13 protein-coding genes are annotated in these 17,310 nt (G+C 40.6%); 12 read left to right on the top strand and 1 reads right to left on the bottom strand.

Going from position 1 to position 17,310, the window contains the following annotated elements; genetic code table 11:
* The first annotated feature begins 207 nt into the window (after positions 1 to 207).
* Together IE064_RS08640 and IE064_RS08635 are read left to right on the top strand one after the other, a co-directional pair.
* Positions 208 to 996: an MlaA family lipoprotein gene (locus IE064_RS08640; RefSeq protein WP_189617489.1), complete on the top strand. Its 789-nt coding sequence runs from the start codon at positions 208 to 210 to the stop codon at positions 994 to 996.
* A 90-nt stretch (positions 997 to 1,086) separates the two neighbouring features.
* Complete coding sequence (locus IE064_RS08635; RefSeq protein ID WP_189617488.1) at positions 1,087 to 2,196, top strand: response regulator; 1,110 nt, start codon at positions 1,087 to 1,089, stop codon at positions 2,194 to 2,196.
* A gap of 42 nt (positions 2,197 to 2,238) precedes the next feature.
* On the opposite strand, the gene IE064_RS08630 is transcribed toward IE064_RS08635, so the two are convergent.
* Complete coding sequence (locus IE064_RS08630) at positions 2,239 to 3,714, bottom strand: peptide MFS transporter (RefSeq protein WP_189617487.1); 1,476 nt, start codon at positions 3,712 to 3,714, stop codon at positions 2,239 to 2,241.
* Between the two features lie 395 nt (positions 3,715 to 4,109).
* Between IE064_RS08630 and rfaH the strand changes: the two genes are divergently transcribed.
* The 10 genes from rfaH (at position 4,110) to IE064_RS08580 (ending at position 16,842) form a co-directional block, all read left to right on the top strand.
* Complete coding sequence (gene rfaH, locus IE064_RS08625) at positions 4,110 to 4,610, top strand: transcription/translation regulatory transformer protein RfaH (RefSeq protein ID WP_189617486.1); 501 nt, start codon at positions 4,110 to 4,112, stop codon at positions 4,608 to 4,610.
* Positions 4,611 to 5,119: 509 nt separating this feature from the next.
* Positions 5,120 to 7,906 (top strand): SLBB domain-containing protein, encoded by a 2,787-nt coding sequence (locus IE064_RS08620; protein WP_189617485.1) that lies wholly within the window; start codon positions 5,120 to 5,122, stop codon positions 7,904 to 7,906.
* 192 nt (positions 7,907 to 8,098) lie between these two features.
* Positions 8,099 to 9,070, top strand: coding sequence for a Wzz/FepE/Etk N-terminal domain-containing protein (locus tag IE064_RS08615; protein WP_189617484.1), 972 nt, complete (start codon positions 8,099 to 8,101; stop codon positions 9,068 to 9,070).
* A gap of 44 nt (positions 9,071 to 9,114) precedes the next feature.
* Positions 9,115 to 10,155, top strand: a complete 1,041-nt coding sequence (wecA, locus tag IE064_RS08610; RefSeq protein WP_189617483.1) for a UDP-N-acetylglucosamine--undecaprenyl-phosphate N-acetylglucosaminephosphotransferase — start codon at positions 9,115 to 9,117, stop codon at positions 10,153 to 10,155.
* Between the two features lie 169 nt (positions 10,156 to 10,324).
* A complete protein-coding gene (locus IE064_RS08605; protein WP_189617482.1) occupies positions 10,325 to 11,563 on the top strand; it encodes a nucleotide sugar dehydrogenase in 1,239 nt (412 codons plus the stop codon).
* Positions 11,564 to 11,578: 15 nt separating this feature from the next.
* Positions 11,579 to 12,139: an acyltransferase gene (locus IE064_RS08600; RefSeq protein ID WP_189617481.1), complete on the top strand. Its 561-nt coding sequence runs from the start codon at positions 11,579 to 11,581 to the stop codon at positions 12,137 to 12,139.
* Positions 12,136 to 13,272, top strand: coding sequence for a dTDP-4-amino-4,6-dideoxygalactose transaminase (rffA, locus tag IE064_RS08595; protein ID WP_189617480.1), 1,137 nt, complete (start codon positions 12,136 to 12,138; stop codon positions 13,270 to 13,272). Before IE064_RS08600 ends, rffA begins: the two co-directional genes overlap by 4 nt.
* A gap of 5 nt (positions 13,273 to 13,277) precedes the next feature.
* Positions 13,278 to 14,780, top strand: coding sequence for a lipopolysaccharide biosynthesis protein (locus tag IE064_RS08590; protein ID WP_189617479.1), 1,503 nt, complete (start codon positions 13,278 to 13,280; stop codon positions 14,778 to 14,780).
* Complete coding sequence (locus IE064_RS08585) at positions 14,777 to 15,712, top strand: WavQ (protein ID WP_189617478.1); 936 nt, start codon at positions 14,777 to 14,779, stop codon at positions 15,710 to 15,712. Before IE064_RS08590 ends, IE064_RS08585 begins: the two co-directional genes overlap by 4 nt.
* A 59-nt stretch (positions 15,713 to 15,771) precedes the next feature.
* The gene (locus tag IE064_RS08580) at positions 15,772 to 16,842 is read left to right on the top strand and encodes an EpsG family protein (protein ID WP_189617477.1); all 1,071 of its coding nucleotides are present in this window, start codon (positions 15,772 to 15,774) and stop codon (positions 16,840 to 16,842) included.
* Positions 16,843 to 17,310: the final 468 nt, after the last annotated feature.

Genomic DNA, 17,310 nt, shown 5'->3' with positions numbered 1-17,310 from the left:
TAATGGGTATTTTCGAACGATAGGTTCTAAATATCAATTTGATCTATTTTTTCAGAGCAGTATCCTTAACAACCAAGGAAACAGGTCAATGGATGGACGTTTGACGTTTACTGCACGCTACTATTATCACTGTATCGGCCTGAACAGTTACATCCTTTAGTCAATCCCGACTAATATTCTGAATATGCTATCCCAGAAGAGAAAGACATGAAGTATCCGTGGCTTTTAGCAATTTTTGCTCTGACATTTTCTTATACCGCTCTGGCGGAAGATAAAGCGGTTAAGGGCGATAACAATCAGGTGAGCGCTGACAAACAAGTCTCCATCACCTACAAAGACCCTCGGGATCCCTGGGAAGGGTTTAACCGGGCCATGTGGAATTTTAACTACAACTATCTCGATAAATACGTTGCTAGACCTGTGGCGCACGGCTATCGGGACTATGTTCCTGACCCAGTAAAAACTGGACTTGATAACTTTGTGCAGAATTTGGATGAACCCCACAGCTTGGTGAACAATACCCTGCAAGGGAAGTGGCACTGGGCGCTGAATGCTGGCGGTCGCTTTGTGGTCAACAGCACCGTAGGTATTCTCGGATTGATTGATGTGGCGGATATGATGGGAATGCCACGAAAACAGGATGATTTTAACGAAGTGCTAGGCTATTACGGAGTGCCTAATGGCCCATATTTTATGGCGCCGTTTGCCGGCCCCTATGTAACGCGTGAAATCACAACAGACTGGGTGGATGAACTATACTTCCCCTTGTCAGAATTGACTTTATGGCAGCAGGTCCTTAAATGGGGAGTTAAGAGCCTTAACGCCCGTGCTGCTGCAATTGAACAGGAACGTTTGGTAGACAATGCACTCGACCCGTACAGCTTCGTCAAGGATGCGTATATCCAATATGTGGATTACAAGGTGTACGACGGTAAAGTTCCATCAAAAAAGGATGATGATGAGTTGCTTGACGAATATATGCAGGAGCTGGAGTAGCCTTTAGCTATCATCTAATTAGACCGGATTGTCGGACAAATAGATCTTTGATGATGGTGCCAGCATAGCAGTTCTTGCCGGGAAGTTTATATGGCGCTTGAAGCTTTGAATATCTTATTGGTGGAAGATGATCCGGTATTCCGGGATATGCTTTCCAGATTCTTACGTACTCGAGGGGCCTTGGTCACCGAAGCTGAAGATGGACGTAAGGGGCTGGAATTATTTGTCAAAAAACGTTTTGACATCATTCTGGCCGACCTAAATATGCCAAACATGGACGGTTTGACCATGTTGCGCAATATTTATAAAAGTGGTTCAACAATCCCTTCTATCATCCTTTCCGGCAATCAACGTATGGCGTTGGTGACCGAAGCCTTGCGTCTTGGGGCCAGCGATTACTTGGTTAAGCCTTTGAGCGACCTGCACGCCGTTGAATTTGCGATTAATCAGTGTTTGACATCGGTTGGTGCATCGCAAGGGGCGCTGGATGAAAATATTGACGAACTCTCTTATCTGGAATTGCATGAAAATTTGGCGTTGCTGGAGCAAAACACCGAGGCTGCCAAATGTGTGCAACAACAACTGTTTCCAAGCTCTAGCATCGATTATCCCAAAATTCATATTGACTACACCTTACTGACCCACAATCGAGTAAGTCCTTACTTCATTGACTCTGCCATGGTGGGGAGTGAGCATTTCATCATGTATATGGCGCATTTCCATCCGGAAGATAACCGTGCTGCGTTTGCCTGTGTTCTGCTGAAAAGTTTTGTAAATCAAAAGGTAAAAGACAGCAGTAACCATCTGGATGATATTGTGATAAATCCAGAGTTAATGCTTAAGTATTTGAATGAACGGCTGGTCGCTGCCGGGTTGGATTTGTATTGCGACATTATCTACGTGGCATTGCATTTGACGAGTAGGAAGTTACAGATTGCCCAAGCGGGCAGAGGACTCAGATGTTATCTGCGACATGGCGAACAACTCACCCGTTTGGCGCTTGCTGATAGCATGCAAATGGGGCTTTTTGCCTGGGGACAGCCGTCTAAGCAATCACGACAATTGGCTGATAATGACACCTTGTGTCTGGTGACCGCTATTCCCAAACACCAACATATGCTGATGGCGAACGAGTTTCAGGGATTGGTGTATACTCCGGATGCTGCAGAAGGCGGTTTTGTGCAAATGACGGTCAGTTGATGGTTGGATAACGGGGCCTGTTGACCCCTTACCACCGAAAAATTAACGTTTTATCGCCTCATGGGCGGCTGTCACCGCCATTTCCTGTTCCAACAGTTCTTCCTCTCGGCGAGTGTGTAATTTGGTTTCAGCCCCATGCATCCAGTCAACCAGCTTATCAGCCATAAAGTACAAAATGATCCCAGCAATCACCGACGTGATGGCAATACCCGCAAAGATGGCTAATACGTTGTTGAGTTGTAGGTTTTGATCTTCACTGTTGCCTATCAGTGAACCGACCATTCCGGCGGCGTAGTTGCCAATAAAGGTAAATACAAACCAACTGCCCATCATGAGCGAGATAAGCCGGAGTGGTGCTAATTTGGTGACCATGGATAAGCCGATGGGGGACAAGCTGAGTTCCCCTAATGTATGAAAGAAATAGGCTGCCACTAGCCACAACATACTGGCTTTAGCAGAAGTAGTTTCATCAACTTGTAGCACCGCGGCAATCATGAACAAAAAGCCTATAGCGAGAAATGCCAATGCCATGGCGAATTTTACCGGCGAGTTCGGTTCCCGCTCACCGCAGCGGATCCAGAGCGATGCCACAATCGGAGCAAAAATAAAAATAAACAGAGAATTAAGTGACTGAAACCATTCCGTTGGCACTTCCCAGTCGCCAATCATGCGATCGGTAAAATTGTGAGCAAAAAGATTGAAAAGTCCTCCAGCTTGCTCAAAGCCCGCCCAGAAAATCGCGGTAAAAATGCCCATAATCAAAATCACTTTGATACGATCACGCTCTTGCTGCGTTAGCGGTGTTTTTCCCTCACTATCTTGCTTCCCTTGCTTGAGCTTATCCAATCTGGCGGACGGAATTGTGCCTATGTCTCCCAGTAATTGGTGTGCAAACAGATATTGTAGCAGCAGCGAAATCAACATACCGGCACCGGCACACACGAAACCAGCCTGATAATTCCCATCAAAGTAACGCACCACGGAGCCCACAACGATAGCTGAAAGAAAGGCGCCCAGATTGATCCCCATATAAAAAATGGTAAAAGCACTATCGCGACGGTGATCGCCGTCCTGATAGAGATCGCCAACCATGGTTGAAATATTAGGTTTGAACAGGCCATTGCCAAGCACTAAGCCGGTCAACCCCGCGTAAAATAAGATGGTTTCATTTCCGGGTAACCAATTATGAGGCATCCCCAGCGCAAACTGACCCGCCGCCATCAACGCTCCGCCGATGTATATGGCCTTACGTTGTCCCAAGAAATTATCTGCTAACCAGCCACCCAGAAGTGGCGTGAGATAAAACAATCCCGTGAAGGTGGCATATAGCCGCAAGGCCTCATCTTGCTGCCAGCCAAGACCATAGCCGCCCTCACTGCGGACTTTATCCACTAAATACAACACCAAAATTGCCCGCATGGCGTAATAACTGAAGCGTTCCCAGAGCTCAGTTGAGAACAACAGGAACAGGCCTTGTGGGTGACCGAAAAAGGTTTTCCCTGGTGTCGCTGCTTTCATATGGTCTTCCACCCTAAGCAAATAGCTGCAAAATTCACAGCAAATTGTTAAAAAGTCTGATGCCAGCAATGTCTATCATAAATTCTGTTGAATAGCATAGGAAATGGCAATCTGTTTAGTTAGCGATTACTAAAATCAATATGCAATCTTTACAATCAATTACATATAGTTAATGTTAGTATCTTAAAATTGTATACATTATAACAATATGGCGGGTCAATGGTTCAGCAATGATTCAGCTAGTGGAACCTAAGATGAATCATCATAGAAATGTTAAAAAGTTATTATGTTTCACAACACGTTATCATGGAAATTAGCTTTTAATCTGTGAGACAACTTTGCTATGATTCACCACCGTGATAGGACGTCACCCAACAAAGAAGTAGAGACTCAGCATGAAGGCCTGGTACCTATTGTACTGTAAACCCCGAAGTGAATTGCGGGCACAACAGCATCTTACAATGCAGCAGTTAGAAACCTACCTGCCAATGTTGCGGTTGGAAAAAAAGGAAAAAGGCCAAGCAGTTATCAGGAAACAACCACTGTTTCCCAATTATCTCTTCGTTAGATTTGATCCTGAACATACCAGTGTCCGCCAGCTACATGCTACCCGTGGCGTTGCCCGTTTGGTCGACTGCCGTGAACATATGACCCCCATCGATGATTTATTGATAACTCGTCTCAAACGCAGAGAAATTACCGAACCTGTATTAGCACCTAAAGCTCTTGTAAAAGGCGATAAGGTCCGTTTTACAGGCGGGCCATTCGCAGAGTTGGAAGGCATTTTTCAGGAACAATGTGGTGATACTCGTTGCCGAATATTGTTCAGCTTTTTAGGTAGAATGCAGTCGCTTGTCGTCGATGAAGATTCAGTGGTGACTAATATATGTGCCTGATTTTGTTAGTTTGAATGTTTGCTGACGACAAATGATATTTATCTCTCCAGGTAATAACCAATTGTACAGTGTTTGCTAGGGTTTTGATGTGTTTGCTTCACATCGAAAGAGGTTTTTATCATTTTTTAAACAAAATTCGTATATGGCATAGTTTAGGGCAGATTTGAACTGACTTGCCCTATTCGATGCAGTAGAATCGGCATTGCTTGTATTTTTTAATTGTTTAGAAATACAAGGGATTACCATAGAAAATGTAAAAACGGGGCAATTTGGAAGCCATAATCCATGGGCGGTAGCGTGCCTGAAAAGCAGTTTTATAAATAATTTCATAAAACTAGCGAAGCTGAAGTGCTCTATTAACCATACGGATGAGTAAAGTCTCACAATCAGTTTGGCCAAAATAACTGCTGGTGTCATTATTTTGGCGCTCATATGTTAATCAATGAAGATGCAATTATATGTGCTTGCGTGCACATTATTGGGTTTATGGAGAATATTGCGTGTTACTTATGAAAAGAAAGATAATATTCGCGCTGGCAGCACTGGTGACCTTCGGAGTCACTCAAGTTGAGGCGATAACCATTTCGCCGCAGATGATTGAGCAGTTCAAAAATCTCCCTAAATCAGAGCAAATACGCCTGGCGCAGCAATATGGTATTGACCCATCACAATTCACTTCTAAGAATCCGTATTCTTCTGAGAACCGTGATAGCTATAATGTCGATGTTGTTCAACCTCGAAATGACCAGCAGAACGAGCAAAAAAATACAAAACAAAATGACGATCTGAGTTTCCTGAAAGACGATCAGAATCAACCTTTGAAACGGTTTGGTTATTACATGTTTGCTGGGTCGCCCACCACGTTTGCTCCGGTATCTGACGTTCCCGTGCCAACAAATTACATGGTCGGCCCCGGTGACACCGTGAAAGTGCAATTGTACGGAAAGGACAATGAGCAATATGACCTGACGGTGACCAGAGACGGCGTGCTGCAGTTTCCAGGACTGGGGCCTATCAATGTCAGTGGTTTGTCTTTCTCTGAACTTAGAGATGTATTGTCCAAGCAAATTAAACAGCAGATGATTGGCGTGGATAGCAATATCACGATGGGCGAACTGCGTTCTATCAGGGTTTTTATTGCGGGTGATGCTTACAAGCCAGGCTCATACACAGTGTCTAGTCTGTCTACTATCACGCAAGCACTGTTTGTGTCAGGCGGTGTTAGTGATATCGGTTCTTTACGCAATATTCAGTTGAAACGTCAAGGGAAAGTTGTCGCAACATTTGACTTATATAAGTTGTTGCTTGACGGTGACTCATCCAAAGATCTTCCCCTTCGTTCTGGTGACGTAGTATTTATTCCTGCCTCTGGGCCTACAGTCAGTGTATCCGGTGATGTACAACGACCTGCCATATACGAACTGAGACCCAACGAGACCTTTGGGGATGTTGTGAAAATGGCGGCGGGATTAAAGCCGGGGGCTTATCCTAAAAGCAGTACTGTTGAGCGTTATAACAGTAATGGGCTCAAAACCGTCATCAGTGTTGACCTAACCACTGTTACAGGCCAAAAAATAGTCGCCAAAGATGGTGATTACTTAAGGGTTAAGGGGGCATCATCAGAATACGATAACGCTGTTACACTGCTAGGCGCGACTGTAAGGCCCGGTATTTATCAGTGGGTCAAAGGGCAAAAAGTTAGCAATCTTTTACCAACCATTAATGGCGATTTATTGCCAGGTGCTGACCTAAATTATGCCCTGGTAGTGCGTCAGATTAATGCCGTGGGTGATATCAGTGTGCTGCAATTCTCACCAGCTAAAGCGGTCACTCACCCTGATTCTAACGACAACTTGCTACTACAACCTAAAGATAAAATTGTCATTTTTAACGCGTCTGATAACAGCCGCAGCCGCTATCAGCTGAATCGACTGGTGAAAGAGCGTATCTATAAGCTGCAAAAGCTTAATAAGGAACTTTCTGCTGTTGTTAATGTTTCCTTGAATGAAGGTTCAAAGAACAATAGCAATTTGGTCAATGCTGACTTATTCCAGTCCGGTTTTGCGCAACTTGAACAAGCGAAGGTAATGCAAAGGACTCAATTGGCTGGTGTTGTTATCAATGGCGATGACGCCACGGATGAACCAACTTTGGTGTCAAATGAAGTTGAAAAAATGCTGTCACAGTTGTTTAACGATAGGGGATTAATCAAGCTAAGCGCTGAATTTAACCGCCAAGAACTGCTTTATCCAATTATCGCCAAACTCAAATCGCAAAGCCGCGCTGGCGAGGAGGCTAAAGTGGTTGCCGTTAACGGCCAGGTGCGTTATGACGGAATTTACCCTCTGGCCGAAAACGCAAATGTTAGTGATCTTATCGCTGCGGCAGGGGGCCTTAAAGAAGGTGCTTACACTCAAAGGGCAGAATTAACGCGTACGGTTACTGATGCTAATTCTTCCGCTATTACACATATCAATGTGAATATTGAGCAAGCCATAAAACTGCAGGCAGGTGCTAATATAGGCTTGTTACCTCGCGATGTGTTAACCGTGATGAAAACCCCGGAATGGCAGGATACGCAGGTAGTAGAAATTCGCGGCGAGGTTAAGTTCCCAGGCGTCTACAGTATTCGGCGTGGGGAAACTTTAGAGCAAGTGTTAGCCAGAGCTGGCGGCTTTACTGATAACGCCTATCTGCCTTCAGCTGTATTTGTGCGTGATTCCATAAAAAGGCAGGAAAAGATTGAAATCAAACAACTGGCTGATCAAATGCGCCGAGATATCGCCACTCGGGGCATTTCCAAAGAAGGTACTGTGGTGAATTATGATGATGCTCAAAAAATGTTGGCGGATTTAGAAAACATTAAAGCCGTTGGGCGTTTAGTTATTGACTTACCAGCAATATCTTTAGGAATAACACAGGCCGATTTACAACTTGAAAATAAAGATGTGTTGTATGTACCAGCGAAAAAACAAACCATTTCAGTGATGGGGGAAGTACAGCATCCTTCTACTCACAGATTTAAAAGTGGCCTGACATTAAATCAGTATATAGAGATGGCGGGAGGCACCAGAAAACGTGCTGATACTGAACGCATCTATGTCATCAAAGCTGATGGTTCGGTTATGATGCCGCACAACTCATTCTGGTTCTCCAGTGAGGATAATCTTGCTGCTGGTGACACCATCGTAGTGCCGCTTGATACCGAATACAAAGATAGTCTGACCTTGTGGTCCCAGGTAACTTCAATCTTCTATAACTCGGCGGTTGCACTTGCTGCAATTGCGACATTGTAAATTATTCCGCTTAATGCCGTGTGCATAGCAATTAGCATGCGGCATTAAGCAATCAGTTATTCATTTTAAAGTGTGTGTCGTCTGTTTACGCATCAGTTTGGTGCTTATGTGTCAATTCATACAAAATAGCTGATGCGCTATCGCTTAGCTTTTTACCTATAACTCGTAGCTACGGTTTAACACTGAATTTCTATGTCAAATACTATTTCTAATCCGCAGGACGCTGAATTTGTCCAACAGCAGCATTTCGCAGCAAATGACGAAATTGACTTGAGAGAGCTCTTTAGCGTCATTTGGGCCGGGAAGAAGCTCATTATCGCTATCACACTATTGTTTGCTATAGGAGCGGTTGCTTTGGCATTGTGGATGCCAAATATCTATAAGTCAGAAGTATTACTCGCTCCGGCAGATGAAGCTCAAGGAAGCGGCGGTTTGGCTGCTTTGGCAAACCAGTTTGGTGGTCTAGCAAGTTTGGCTGGCATTAATTTGGGAAAACGCGGTGGTACAGATAAAACTGAACTCGCAATAGAAGTTATGGAGTCACGCAAGTTCACCTCTGACTTTATTGAAAAACACCAAATCCTGCCAGACTTGATGGCAGTGGATAAATGGGATTTCAAAACAAATAAAATTTCTTATAACCCTAAGGTGTATGACGAGGCCAGCAAAAAGTGGGTGCGCAAAGTAAAACCACCAAAGCAAATTAAACCGTCAATGCAAGAGGCATATAAAAGGTTTTCGAAAATTTTTTCGGTGACCAAAGATAAAGAAACAGGGTTCGTCAAAGTCTCTATTGAACATAAGTCGCCTTATATTGCTAAACAATGGGTCGACTGGTTGGTGACCGATATCAATCAGGTAATGAAACAGCGAGATGTTACCGAAGCAAAGCGTAGTACTGAATATTTGGAAAAACAGATAGAACAAACCAATGTAGCTGACATCAAATCTGTGCTTTATAAGCTAGTGGAAGAACAAGCTAAAACCATTATGTTTGCTGAAGTGCGTGACGAGTATATTTTTAAAACAATTGATCCGGCGTTGGTACCGGAAGATAAATTTAAACCAAAGAGAGCGTTGATTTGTGTGCTGGGAACCCTACTGGGAGGCATGCTGGCAGTCTTTATCGTATTAGTAAGATATTTTGTTAAAAAAGGAAACTGAGATTTCAGTTATAAAGTCATGAAGTATTCAAAAAGGACATTGAAATGGACTATGTAATTCCCTTGATATCAAGCTTTTTGATCTCTTTTTTCGCGGTGAAGATTATTCGGCCTATCGCGGTAAAAGCGGGTTTGGTGGATCTACCCAATGAGCGAAAACTACACAATGGGGCTATCCCATTGGTGGGGGGAATTTGTATTTATATCGGCGTATTGATGGCGTCGATGTTTTTTATCAAAGATAGTCAAACGCTTAATATTTATTTTGTATCTGCGGCAATGCTACTGTTCTTGGGCGTGCTTGATGATAAGTACGATTTATCGGTCAGATTGAGGTTAGCATCGCAAGTCATTGTGGCATCCATGATGATTTTTGGTGCGGGTTACTACCTACATAGTTTGGGATTTATTCTTGGTTTTGAAGTGTATCTGGGCGCTGTGGGTACGATAATCACCATTGTTGCGGTAATAGGCGCCATCAATGCTTTTAATATGGTGGATGGTATTGATGGATTGGCTGGAATGCTAAGTTTAATTACCTTTGCTGCTTTGGCATTTTTACTAAGCCGAGTGAATAACGATTGGTACTTACTGCCGGTTCTATTTATTGCATCTATTATGGCCTATCTAATGTTTAATCTAAGCTGGCCAAAGAACTTTGGCAAAATATTTATGGGCGATGCGGGCAGTATGCTCATCGGTTTAACCGTCGTGTGGTTGCTGGTGATAGGGACTGACAGCAGTGTTAAAGCCTTCAGGCCCGTTACCGCTTTATATTTAATTGCTATTCCGCTGATGGATATGACATCTATAATGTATCGCCGTATCCGTAAAGGTGTGTCGCCATTTCAGCCCGATCGCAATCATTTACACCATATCTTCGAACGTGCAGGTTTTAATCGCCGACAAACACTTGCAATTATTTCTCTCATGGGCTCAAGTTTAGCGATTATCGGCTGCCTATCAGAAATATACACTGTCCCCGAGTGGATTATGTTCACGTGTTTTATGGCCATGTTCCTGTCTTATTCATGGATATTGACACACATCTGGCAAGTCTTGAGTTGGTTTAGAAAACCAGGCTAATTAATAAATTAAGAGAAAAAGAGACCTATTGTGGAAGGGCCTTCTTAGCAATTAATTACAGTAAGTTAGTGATTTTTCTGCGTCTCAAAATGGCAAAAATCTGTTTGAAGTAACTAAAAATTTTAGATGAGAAAGTGGAAATTTTATTATTTGAAGGTAGTTTAATACGATGTTTATTCTTGAAAATGCAAAAGTGGGAATTATTGGTTTAGGATACGTGGGGTTACCATTAGCAGTTGAGTTTGGTAAGCAACGCCGTACCATTGGCTTTGATATTAACCAAAAACGTATCGATGAGCTGAGTAAGGGAATCGATAATACCTTAGAATGTTCTGAGAGTGAATTAAAAGAAGCAATTCATCTAGTTTACACTACATCTCTTGATGTTCTTAGAGAGTGTAATATTTTTATTGTAACAGTACCTACACCGGTTGACCAACATAAAAAGCCCGATTTAACTCCTTTGATTAAAGCTTCAGAACTGTTAGGGAAAGTTGTTTCCCTTGGGGATATTGTTATCTATGAATCTACTGTGTATCCAGGTGCTACAGAGGAGGAGTGTATTCCCGTAGTCGAAAAAGAATCTGGGTTAAAATTTAATAAAGATTTTTTTGCAGGCTATTCCCCTGAAAGAATTAATCCAGGCGATAAGGTTCATCGCGTTACTAATATTCTGAAAGTAACTAGTGGTTCAACACCGGAAGTGGCTGACTTTGTTGATAAATTGTATAACACTATTATTACAGCAGGGACACATAAAGCTTCTTCCATAAAAGTTGCTGAAGCATCTAAAGTTATTGAAAATACTCAGCGTGATGTCAACATTGCTTTAATAAATGAATTGCATCATATTTTTAATCGCTTAAATATTAATACACGTGAGGTTATCGAAGCGGCCAGTACAAAATGGAACTTTATGAAATTAAGCCCAGGGTTAGTTGGTGGACATTGCATTGGCGTTGATCCATATTATCTACTTCACAAATCTCAGTCTGTAGGTTATATCCCGGATTTGATCCGTCATGCCCGTGAAATCAACGACGGTATGAGTGATTATTTAGCCAAGGATTTTTTGACTAGTCTCATTAAACGCAAGATAAATCCTTTAGAGTGTCGTGTTGCTATATTTGGGTTCACTTTTAAAGCTGACTGTCCGGATATTAGAAATACAAAGGTTTTTGATCTGTATAATTCTTTAGTGGATTTAGGGTTTGGAGTAACTATCTATGACCCTTGGGCATCGCTTAATGAAGTTAAGTCTGAATATGGGATCGATATAAAGCAGCATATTGATAATGACTTCGATGTGGGATTCTTGGCTGTAGGGCATAAAGAGTTCCTTAAAGATATTGAGCGTTTTAAAGATAAGTATATTTACGACTTTCAAGGTCTAGTTAAAAATAACTAATATCATGGAATTCATATGGCTTATTACTCCGAGGAAGAAGTGTTAGGGCTTGGCTTAAAGTATGTAGGAAAAAACGTCAAAATAAGTAAGATGGCGTGTATTTATAATACCGACCAAATTTCTCTTGATGATAATTCAAGAATTGACGATTTTTGTATTATCTCCGGCAGCGTCACTATTGGAAAATATGTACATGTTACTCCTATGTGTCTGATTGCCGGAGGTAAGCCAGGAGTAACACTGCACGACTTTGCAACATTGGCATATGGTGTCAAGGTCTTCTCACAGTCAGATGACTATTCTGGGGCTACTATGGTTAATTCATTAGTTCCCAAACAATTTAAGAATGAAATTTTCGCGAGTGTAACAATTCACAGACACTGTATTGTGGGTACTAATAGTGTAATTATGCCTGGAGTAGAATTGGCTGAGGGATGTTCAGTGGGAGCTATGACTCTGGTAAACAAGAGCACAGCCCCTTGGGGAATATACCTCGGTACTCCCGCGAGAAGAGTTAAAGAGCGTCAAAAGAACTTATTAGAGCTAGAGCAGCAATTTTTGAGACTACCCAAATGATTCCATTTAATAAACCTCCTTTTACTAAGAACGAAGAGAAATACGTGCTGGATGCTATGTCTAGCCAAAAATTTTCGGGTGATGGATTTTACTCTAAAAAGTGCCACACTTGGTTTGAAAGAAAACTGAATTGCGCCAAAGCTCTGTTAACGCCAAACTGTACTCAAGCATTGGAAATGGCAGCGATTCTCATAGACGTACAACCTGGTGATGAGATAATAATGCCGTCTTTCACCTTTGTAAGTACAGCTAACGCATTTGTGCTTCGTGGTGCCAAAATCGTCTTTGTTGATGTAATTCCCGGCTCTATGAACATTGATGAAGAATTGGTTGAAAAAGCGATCACTCAAAAAACGAAAGCCATCGTACCGGTTCACTATGCAGGAATGTGTTGCGATATGCATAAGATTATGGATATCGCTAATAGGCATAACTTGTTTGTGATTGAAGATGCTGCCCAAGCCATGATGTCGAGTTTTGAAGGGAAGCCACTCGGAACTTTTGGCCATCTTGCTGCACTTAGCTTCCATGAAACCAAGAATTACACCAGTGGAGGAGAAGGTGGTCTGCTAATAATCAATGATGATAGTTTTATTGAGCGCGCAGAAATTATCCGTGAGAAAGGAACCAACAGAAGTAAGTTTTTCCGAGGCGCTGTGGATAAATACTCATGGGTAGATCTTGGAAGCAGCTATTTGCCTTGTGACCTTCAAGCCGCCTATCTCTGGGGACAATTAGAGTTTTCTGATATTATTCTGGCTGATAGATTGTCATCGTGGGAAAGATACAATCAGGGTTTAGCTGATCTAGCGTCCAGGGGGACGATCGAACTACCAGAGATTCCTGTGGGGTGTTCTCATAACGGCCATATGTTCTACATTAAGGTTAAGGATCTCGATGAAAGACAGGCGTTTATTTCATATCTTGCTGAGCAGGGAGTTATGGCTGTGTTCCATTACATCCCACTGCACTCATCTAGTGCGGGTTTAACCTACGGTGAATTTTGCGGTAAAGATGTACATACTACCAAAGAGAGTGAGCGGTTGGTGAGGTTACCACTTTTTTATGGTTTATCTAGTGCCGAGTCGGACCATATCATCAAAAGTATTGTTAATTTTTTTGATGCTAAATAGTTATAATGATTAAAAATCTGCTCTCCGTTTACGGTGTACAAATTTATTCAGTGGTGATCACTATTCTTTTTACACCCTTTCTATTGAGTTTAGTGGGGGCTGATGGTTTTGGACTGATTGGCTTCTTTTTAGTTATTCAAACGGTATTACAAATTCTTGACGGTGGCATAAGTGGTAGCTTGTCTCGACAGGCCGCCATCAGCTCGCAAAATCAATGCTGTTTTAGTCAGTTCAGACGAAATCTTAAACACCTGCAACTGTTATTAACCAGCATATGTTTTTTGATTATCACAATTTCGTTGCTGATGTATCATAATGCGCTGTTCTCTGGGTGGTTCAAATCTAACCTAGCTACAACGACCGTTAACTACTGTGTATTGCTTATGATAGTGATAATCTGTGTTAAATATGTCGGATTATTGGGTCGAAGCGTTATCATCGGGTTTGAGAAGCATAGAGCTATAAGCTCAATTAACCTACTCGTGGCAACGTTGCGATATCCAGGTGCAGTACTGCTACTGAGTTATATCGAAAACGATGTCAGTCTGTATTTTGAATTTCAACTTGGCGTTATGTTGCTCGAGCTAGCTCTGTTGTTTAGCTGTTCTGTGAGATATTTGAACAAAGTCATAATACATACCAAACTAGAACCAAGCTCAAAAGTAACCTCAGAACTATCACTTAGAGAGTTGGTGCGCTTTTCCAGCGTATTATGGCTGTTGTCGCTGACTTGGGTACTTCTAAGTCAGATTGATAAACTAACATTATCGTCAACAATTAGTTTAGCCGATTTCGGTATTTATACGTTGGCCGTAACAGCCTCTGGTGCGATGCTGACGCTTGGCGTGCCTCTCAACCAACTTTTGATGCCTAGACTTACTAAACTAGTTCAACAAAATTCAGAATCGGATTTCTCTCGTCTGTTAACGTTAGCCTTTTATTCCTATGTAGTCATCTTTTTATCTATAACTATGCTATTTTGGCTTTCTGGACAGCAGTTATTGTATGTTTGGACAGGAGAATTAGAAGCATCCACCTCGGCCCATAACTATTTAGCATTGTTGGCTGCTGGAAATTTTTTTGCTGGACTTACCAATTTCGCATTCCTTATTAGCTATTCAAAGAATGAAATAAAACAGTATAGTCAACGGTATGTAACATTCGGCGCATTTGCTATACCTTGTTCAGCTGGAATTGCTTATTTATTTAAGGAAGAGGGCGCTGCATGGTTTTGGCTTTTTCAAAATGCACTGTTTTTTACTATTTACTCTATTTGGTTAATAAAAAAATATCTTTATCGAGTAAGATATTTTTTTACATGTCTGTTGCTGCCTATTATTTTGATTAATTGTATTTCGTTTGAAGCCATTTCATGGACTCATATTTATAAATCAGATATCCGAGTTGAGAAAGCGCTAGCAATAGCAATGATGATGGCTTTATCATTGGTTGGAATTTTACTGATTTATTCCAATTTCATTAAAAAATTCATGAAATATAAAAAATGAAAAAAAAGAAGTTTAAATATATCGTTATGTCACCATCATTTAATGAAATAAATGGTGGCGTCGTAGTTCTGCATAAGCTCTGCCATATTTTAAATGAACTTGGCGAAGAAGCCTATCTTTTCCATTATAGAGATAATTATTTACTTAACTCCAATGCCTTTTTTTCTAGTTTGTATGGGGTAACAAAAAATTATTTAAAAATTTTAAGTCGAGGATTTAAGACAAATAAAAGTTTGAGTACACCAATCATTAAGAATATTCCTAAAGATATTGATAGCGATAACTGGGTTGTCATTTATCCAGAGGTGGTGTTAGGAAATCCTCTTGGAGCGAAAAATGTAGTACGTTGGTTGCTACATCAACCTGGGTTTCATAATGGAAATATATTATATGGTCCTGGTGAGCTTTACTTTAAGTTTAACTCGGCGATTTATGATTTCCACGTTCAGGGGTCGACAATGTCACCGTTAGAGCTAAAGGTTATTCATTATCCTCTTGAGCATTACAATCAAATTGACGTTGCCCAACAACGGTCAGGCACTGCATATTGTATTCGAAAAGGACGTGGAAAACCTCTAGTGCACGACCTAAAAAACTCTATTTTAATTGACGGTTTATCACATGCTGAAACTGCAAAGATTTTTAAGTCTGTTAAACGATTTATTTCTTATGATACTTTAACCGCATACTCAATTTTTGCCGTTTTGTGTGGTTGCGAATCTGTTGTTATCCCTGATAATGGTGTGACAAAAGAACAGTGGTACCCAAACGTCGAAGATCAATATGGGATTGCATATGGCTTGAGTAAAAGCGAACTATCTCAAGCAAGTGAGACAAAACACTTAGTTCTTGGTAGAGTTTGGGAGCATACAGATCAAAGTACGATTGCTGTTAAACAATGCATAGCTGAGATACAACGGTACTTTGGTTGACAGATATTTTAATGTCGATATATATTCGGTCTAAAATATTATTAATAGGACATTAGTCATTGATTGCTGTAGTTATATTGTTTTGTATTTTATCACTGTTTTTTTATAAAAATAAAAGTGTGATTACGGCGTTATCGTTTTTTTTTGTATACATAATTTCTTTAATCCTTGGCCTGAGGGGGGAGTTTTCCGGTGTGGATACACACGGATACGTCGAATTTTATAATAATCTGCTTGTTAGGCCGAGTGACTTTTATCAACAGTTTGAACCTGGCTTTTATTATTTTTCGTTGGCCACAACGGTATTTGATAGTTATGAAGCATATATATTTCTCATAACAGCTTTTCAGTTGGTTTTAATGTATGTTTCAATAAAATTGCTTAATTGTCGTAATGCAATATTGCCTTTGGCAATGTATGTATCGTTTGTGCCAGGATTAGATATGCTGACTAATGGAATTCGAGGGGGGTTGGCATTATCTATTGCATGTTTTTGTATTACCTTTTCGTTACGTTTTAATATATTAAACAGGATTAGTGTGATAATTGCCAGTTCTGTTCATTATTCAATTCTTATCGTGCTTTTTGTACAGTTTATATCATCTTTTAAACTAAAGTATAAATTGTTAGTAAGGTTAAATGTATTAGTTTTTTTCATTTTTTTGTTTTGGCGAGTTATGGATGTCAGCCAACTATTGGCTATTTTAGATAGTTACACAAAAGGTTATTCAGTTTTCAGTAAGTTTGTTCGATATTTGGTAATTGAAAAGCAATTGATGGATGAAAATGTGAAACTCTATTTTATGGTTGTTTCATTGTTGCTGTCTGTAACCATTTTATATCTTTCTAAAATGGTCCAACATATTGAAGAAGATAATATCTTTATTAGGCTATTTTACATAAGTACACTTTTGTTATTGCTATACGCGGCAGTATCTTTCAGCGAGTATGCTTATAGATTTATGTTCTTAGCATATCCTTTTCAGATTTTGTTAATAGCATACTTATCTGAAAGAACAAAATGTCCTGTTAAAACTCAGTGTTTGCTATATGCTATGGCATTGGCAATGGCTATGGTTACTTACACAACGAAAACATATAGTTCATTCGAATTCTTCCAAATATTTTAATCTTGGTGTTGTTTTTGAAAATATTTTTCGTAATCCTTACTCATCAAAACAGGAAGATGTACTATCAATTGTTTTAAATAGTATTAAAAAATTTCTCTAAATTTTTTGTGTTCTGCAATGAAGTATCACATAGATTCAACAGAAAATTAGAGAGCTGTATAGTCAGACAAAGGTGAGATTTTTAACTAATGAAACCGACTTAGGTTATCTCGATAACTATTACCGGTTGCTCATATATATTGGTGACCTGAATTAATTATTGTTGCTGGATAATAATAGTTTCTGTCATGTGATAGATTTCACAATTTGAATGGTTCTGATTTTTTATCGTATACTAACCAACAAAGTAGTAATATTGATTGTATCAATCTTGGCTTCCGGTAATGCGGCAAAGAATTTAGGCTAAAAAAAGTATCCTGCTATCTTATTATGAAGATGTTGGTTACTGGTAACACTTTGCTCAGGGCT

This window comes from Shewanella fodinae (assembly GCF_014651955.1).
GTDB classification, from domain to species: Bacteria; Pseudomonadota; Gammaproteobacteria; order Enterobacterales; family Shewanellaceae; genus Shewanella; species Shewanella fodinae.
Note: the sequence above shows the minus strand (reverse complement) of the source record. Positions and strands in the feature narration are given on the sequence as shown.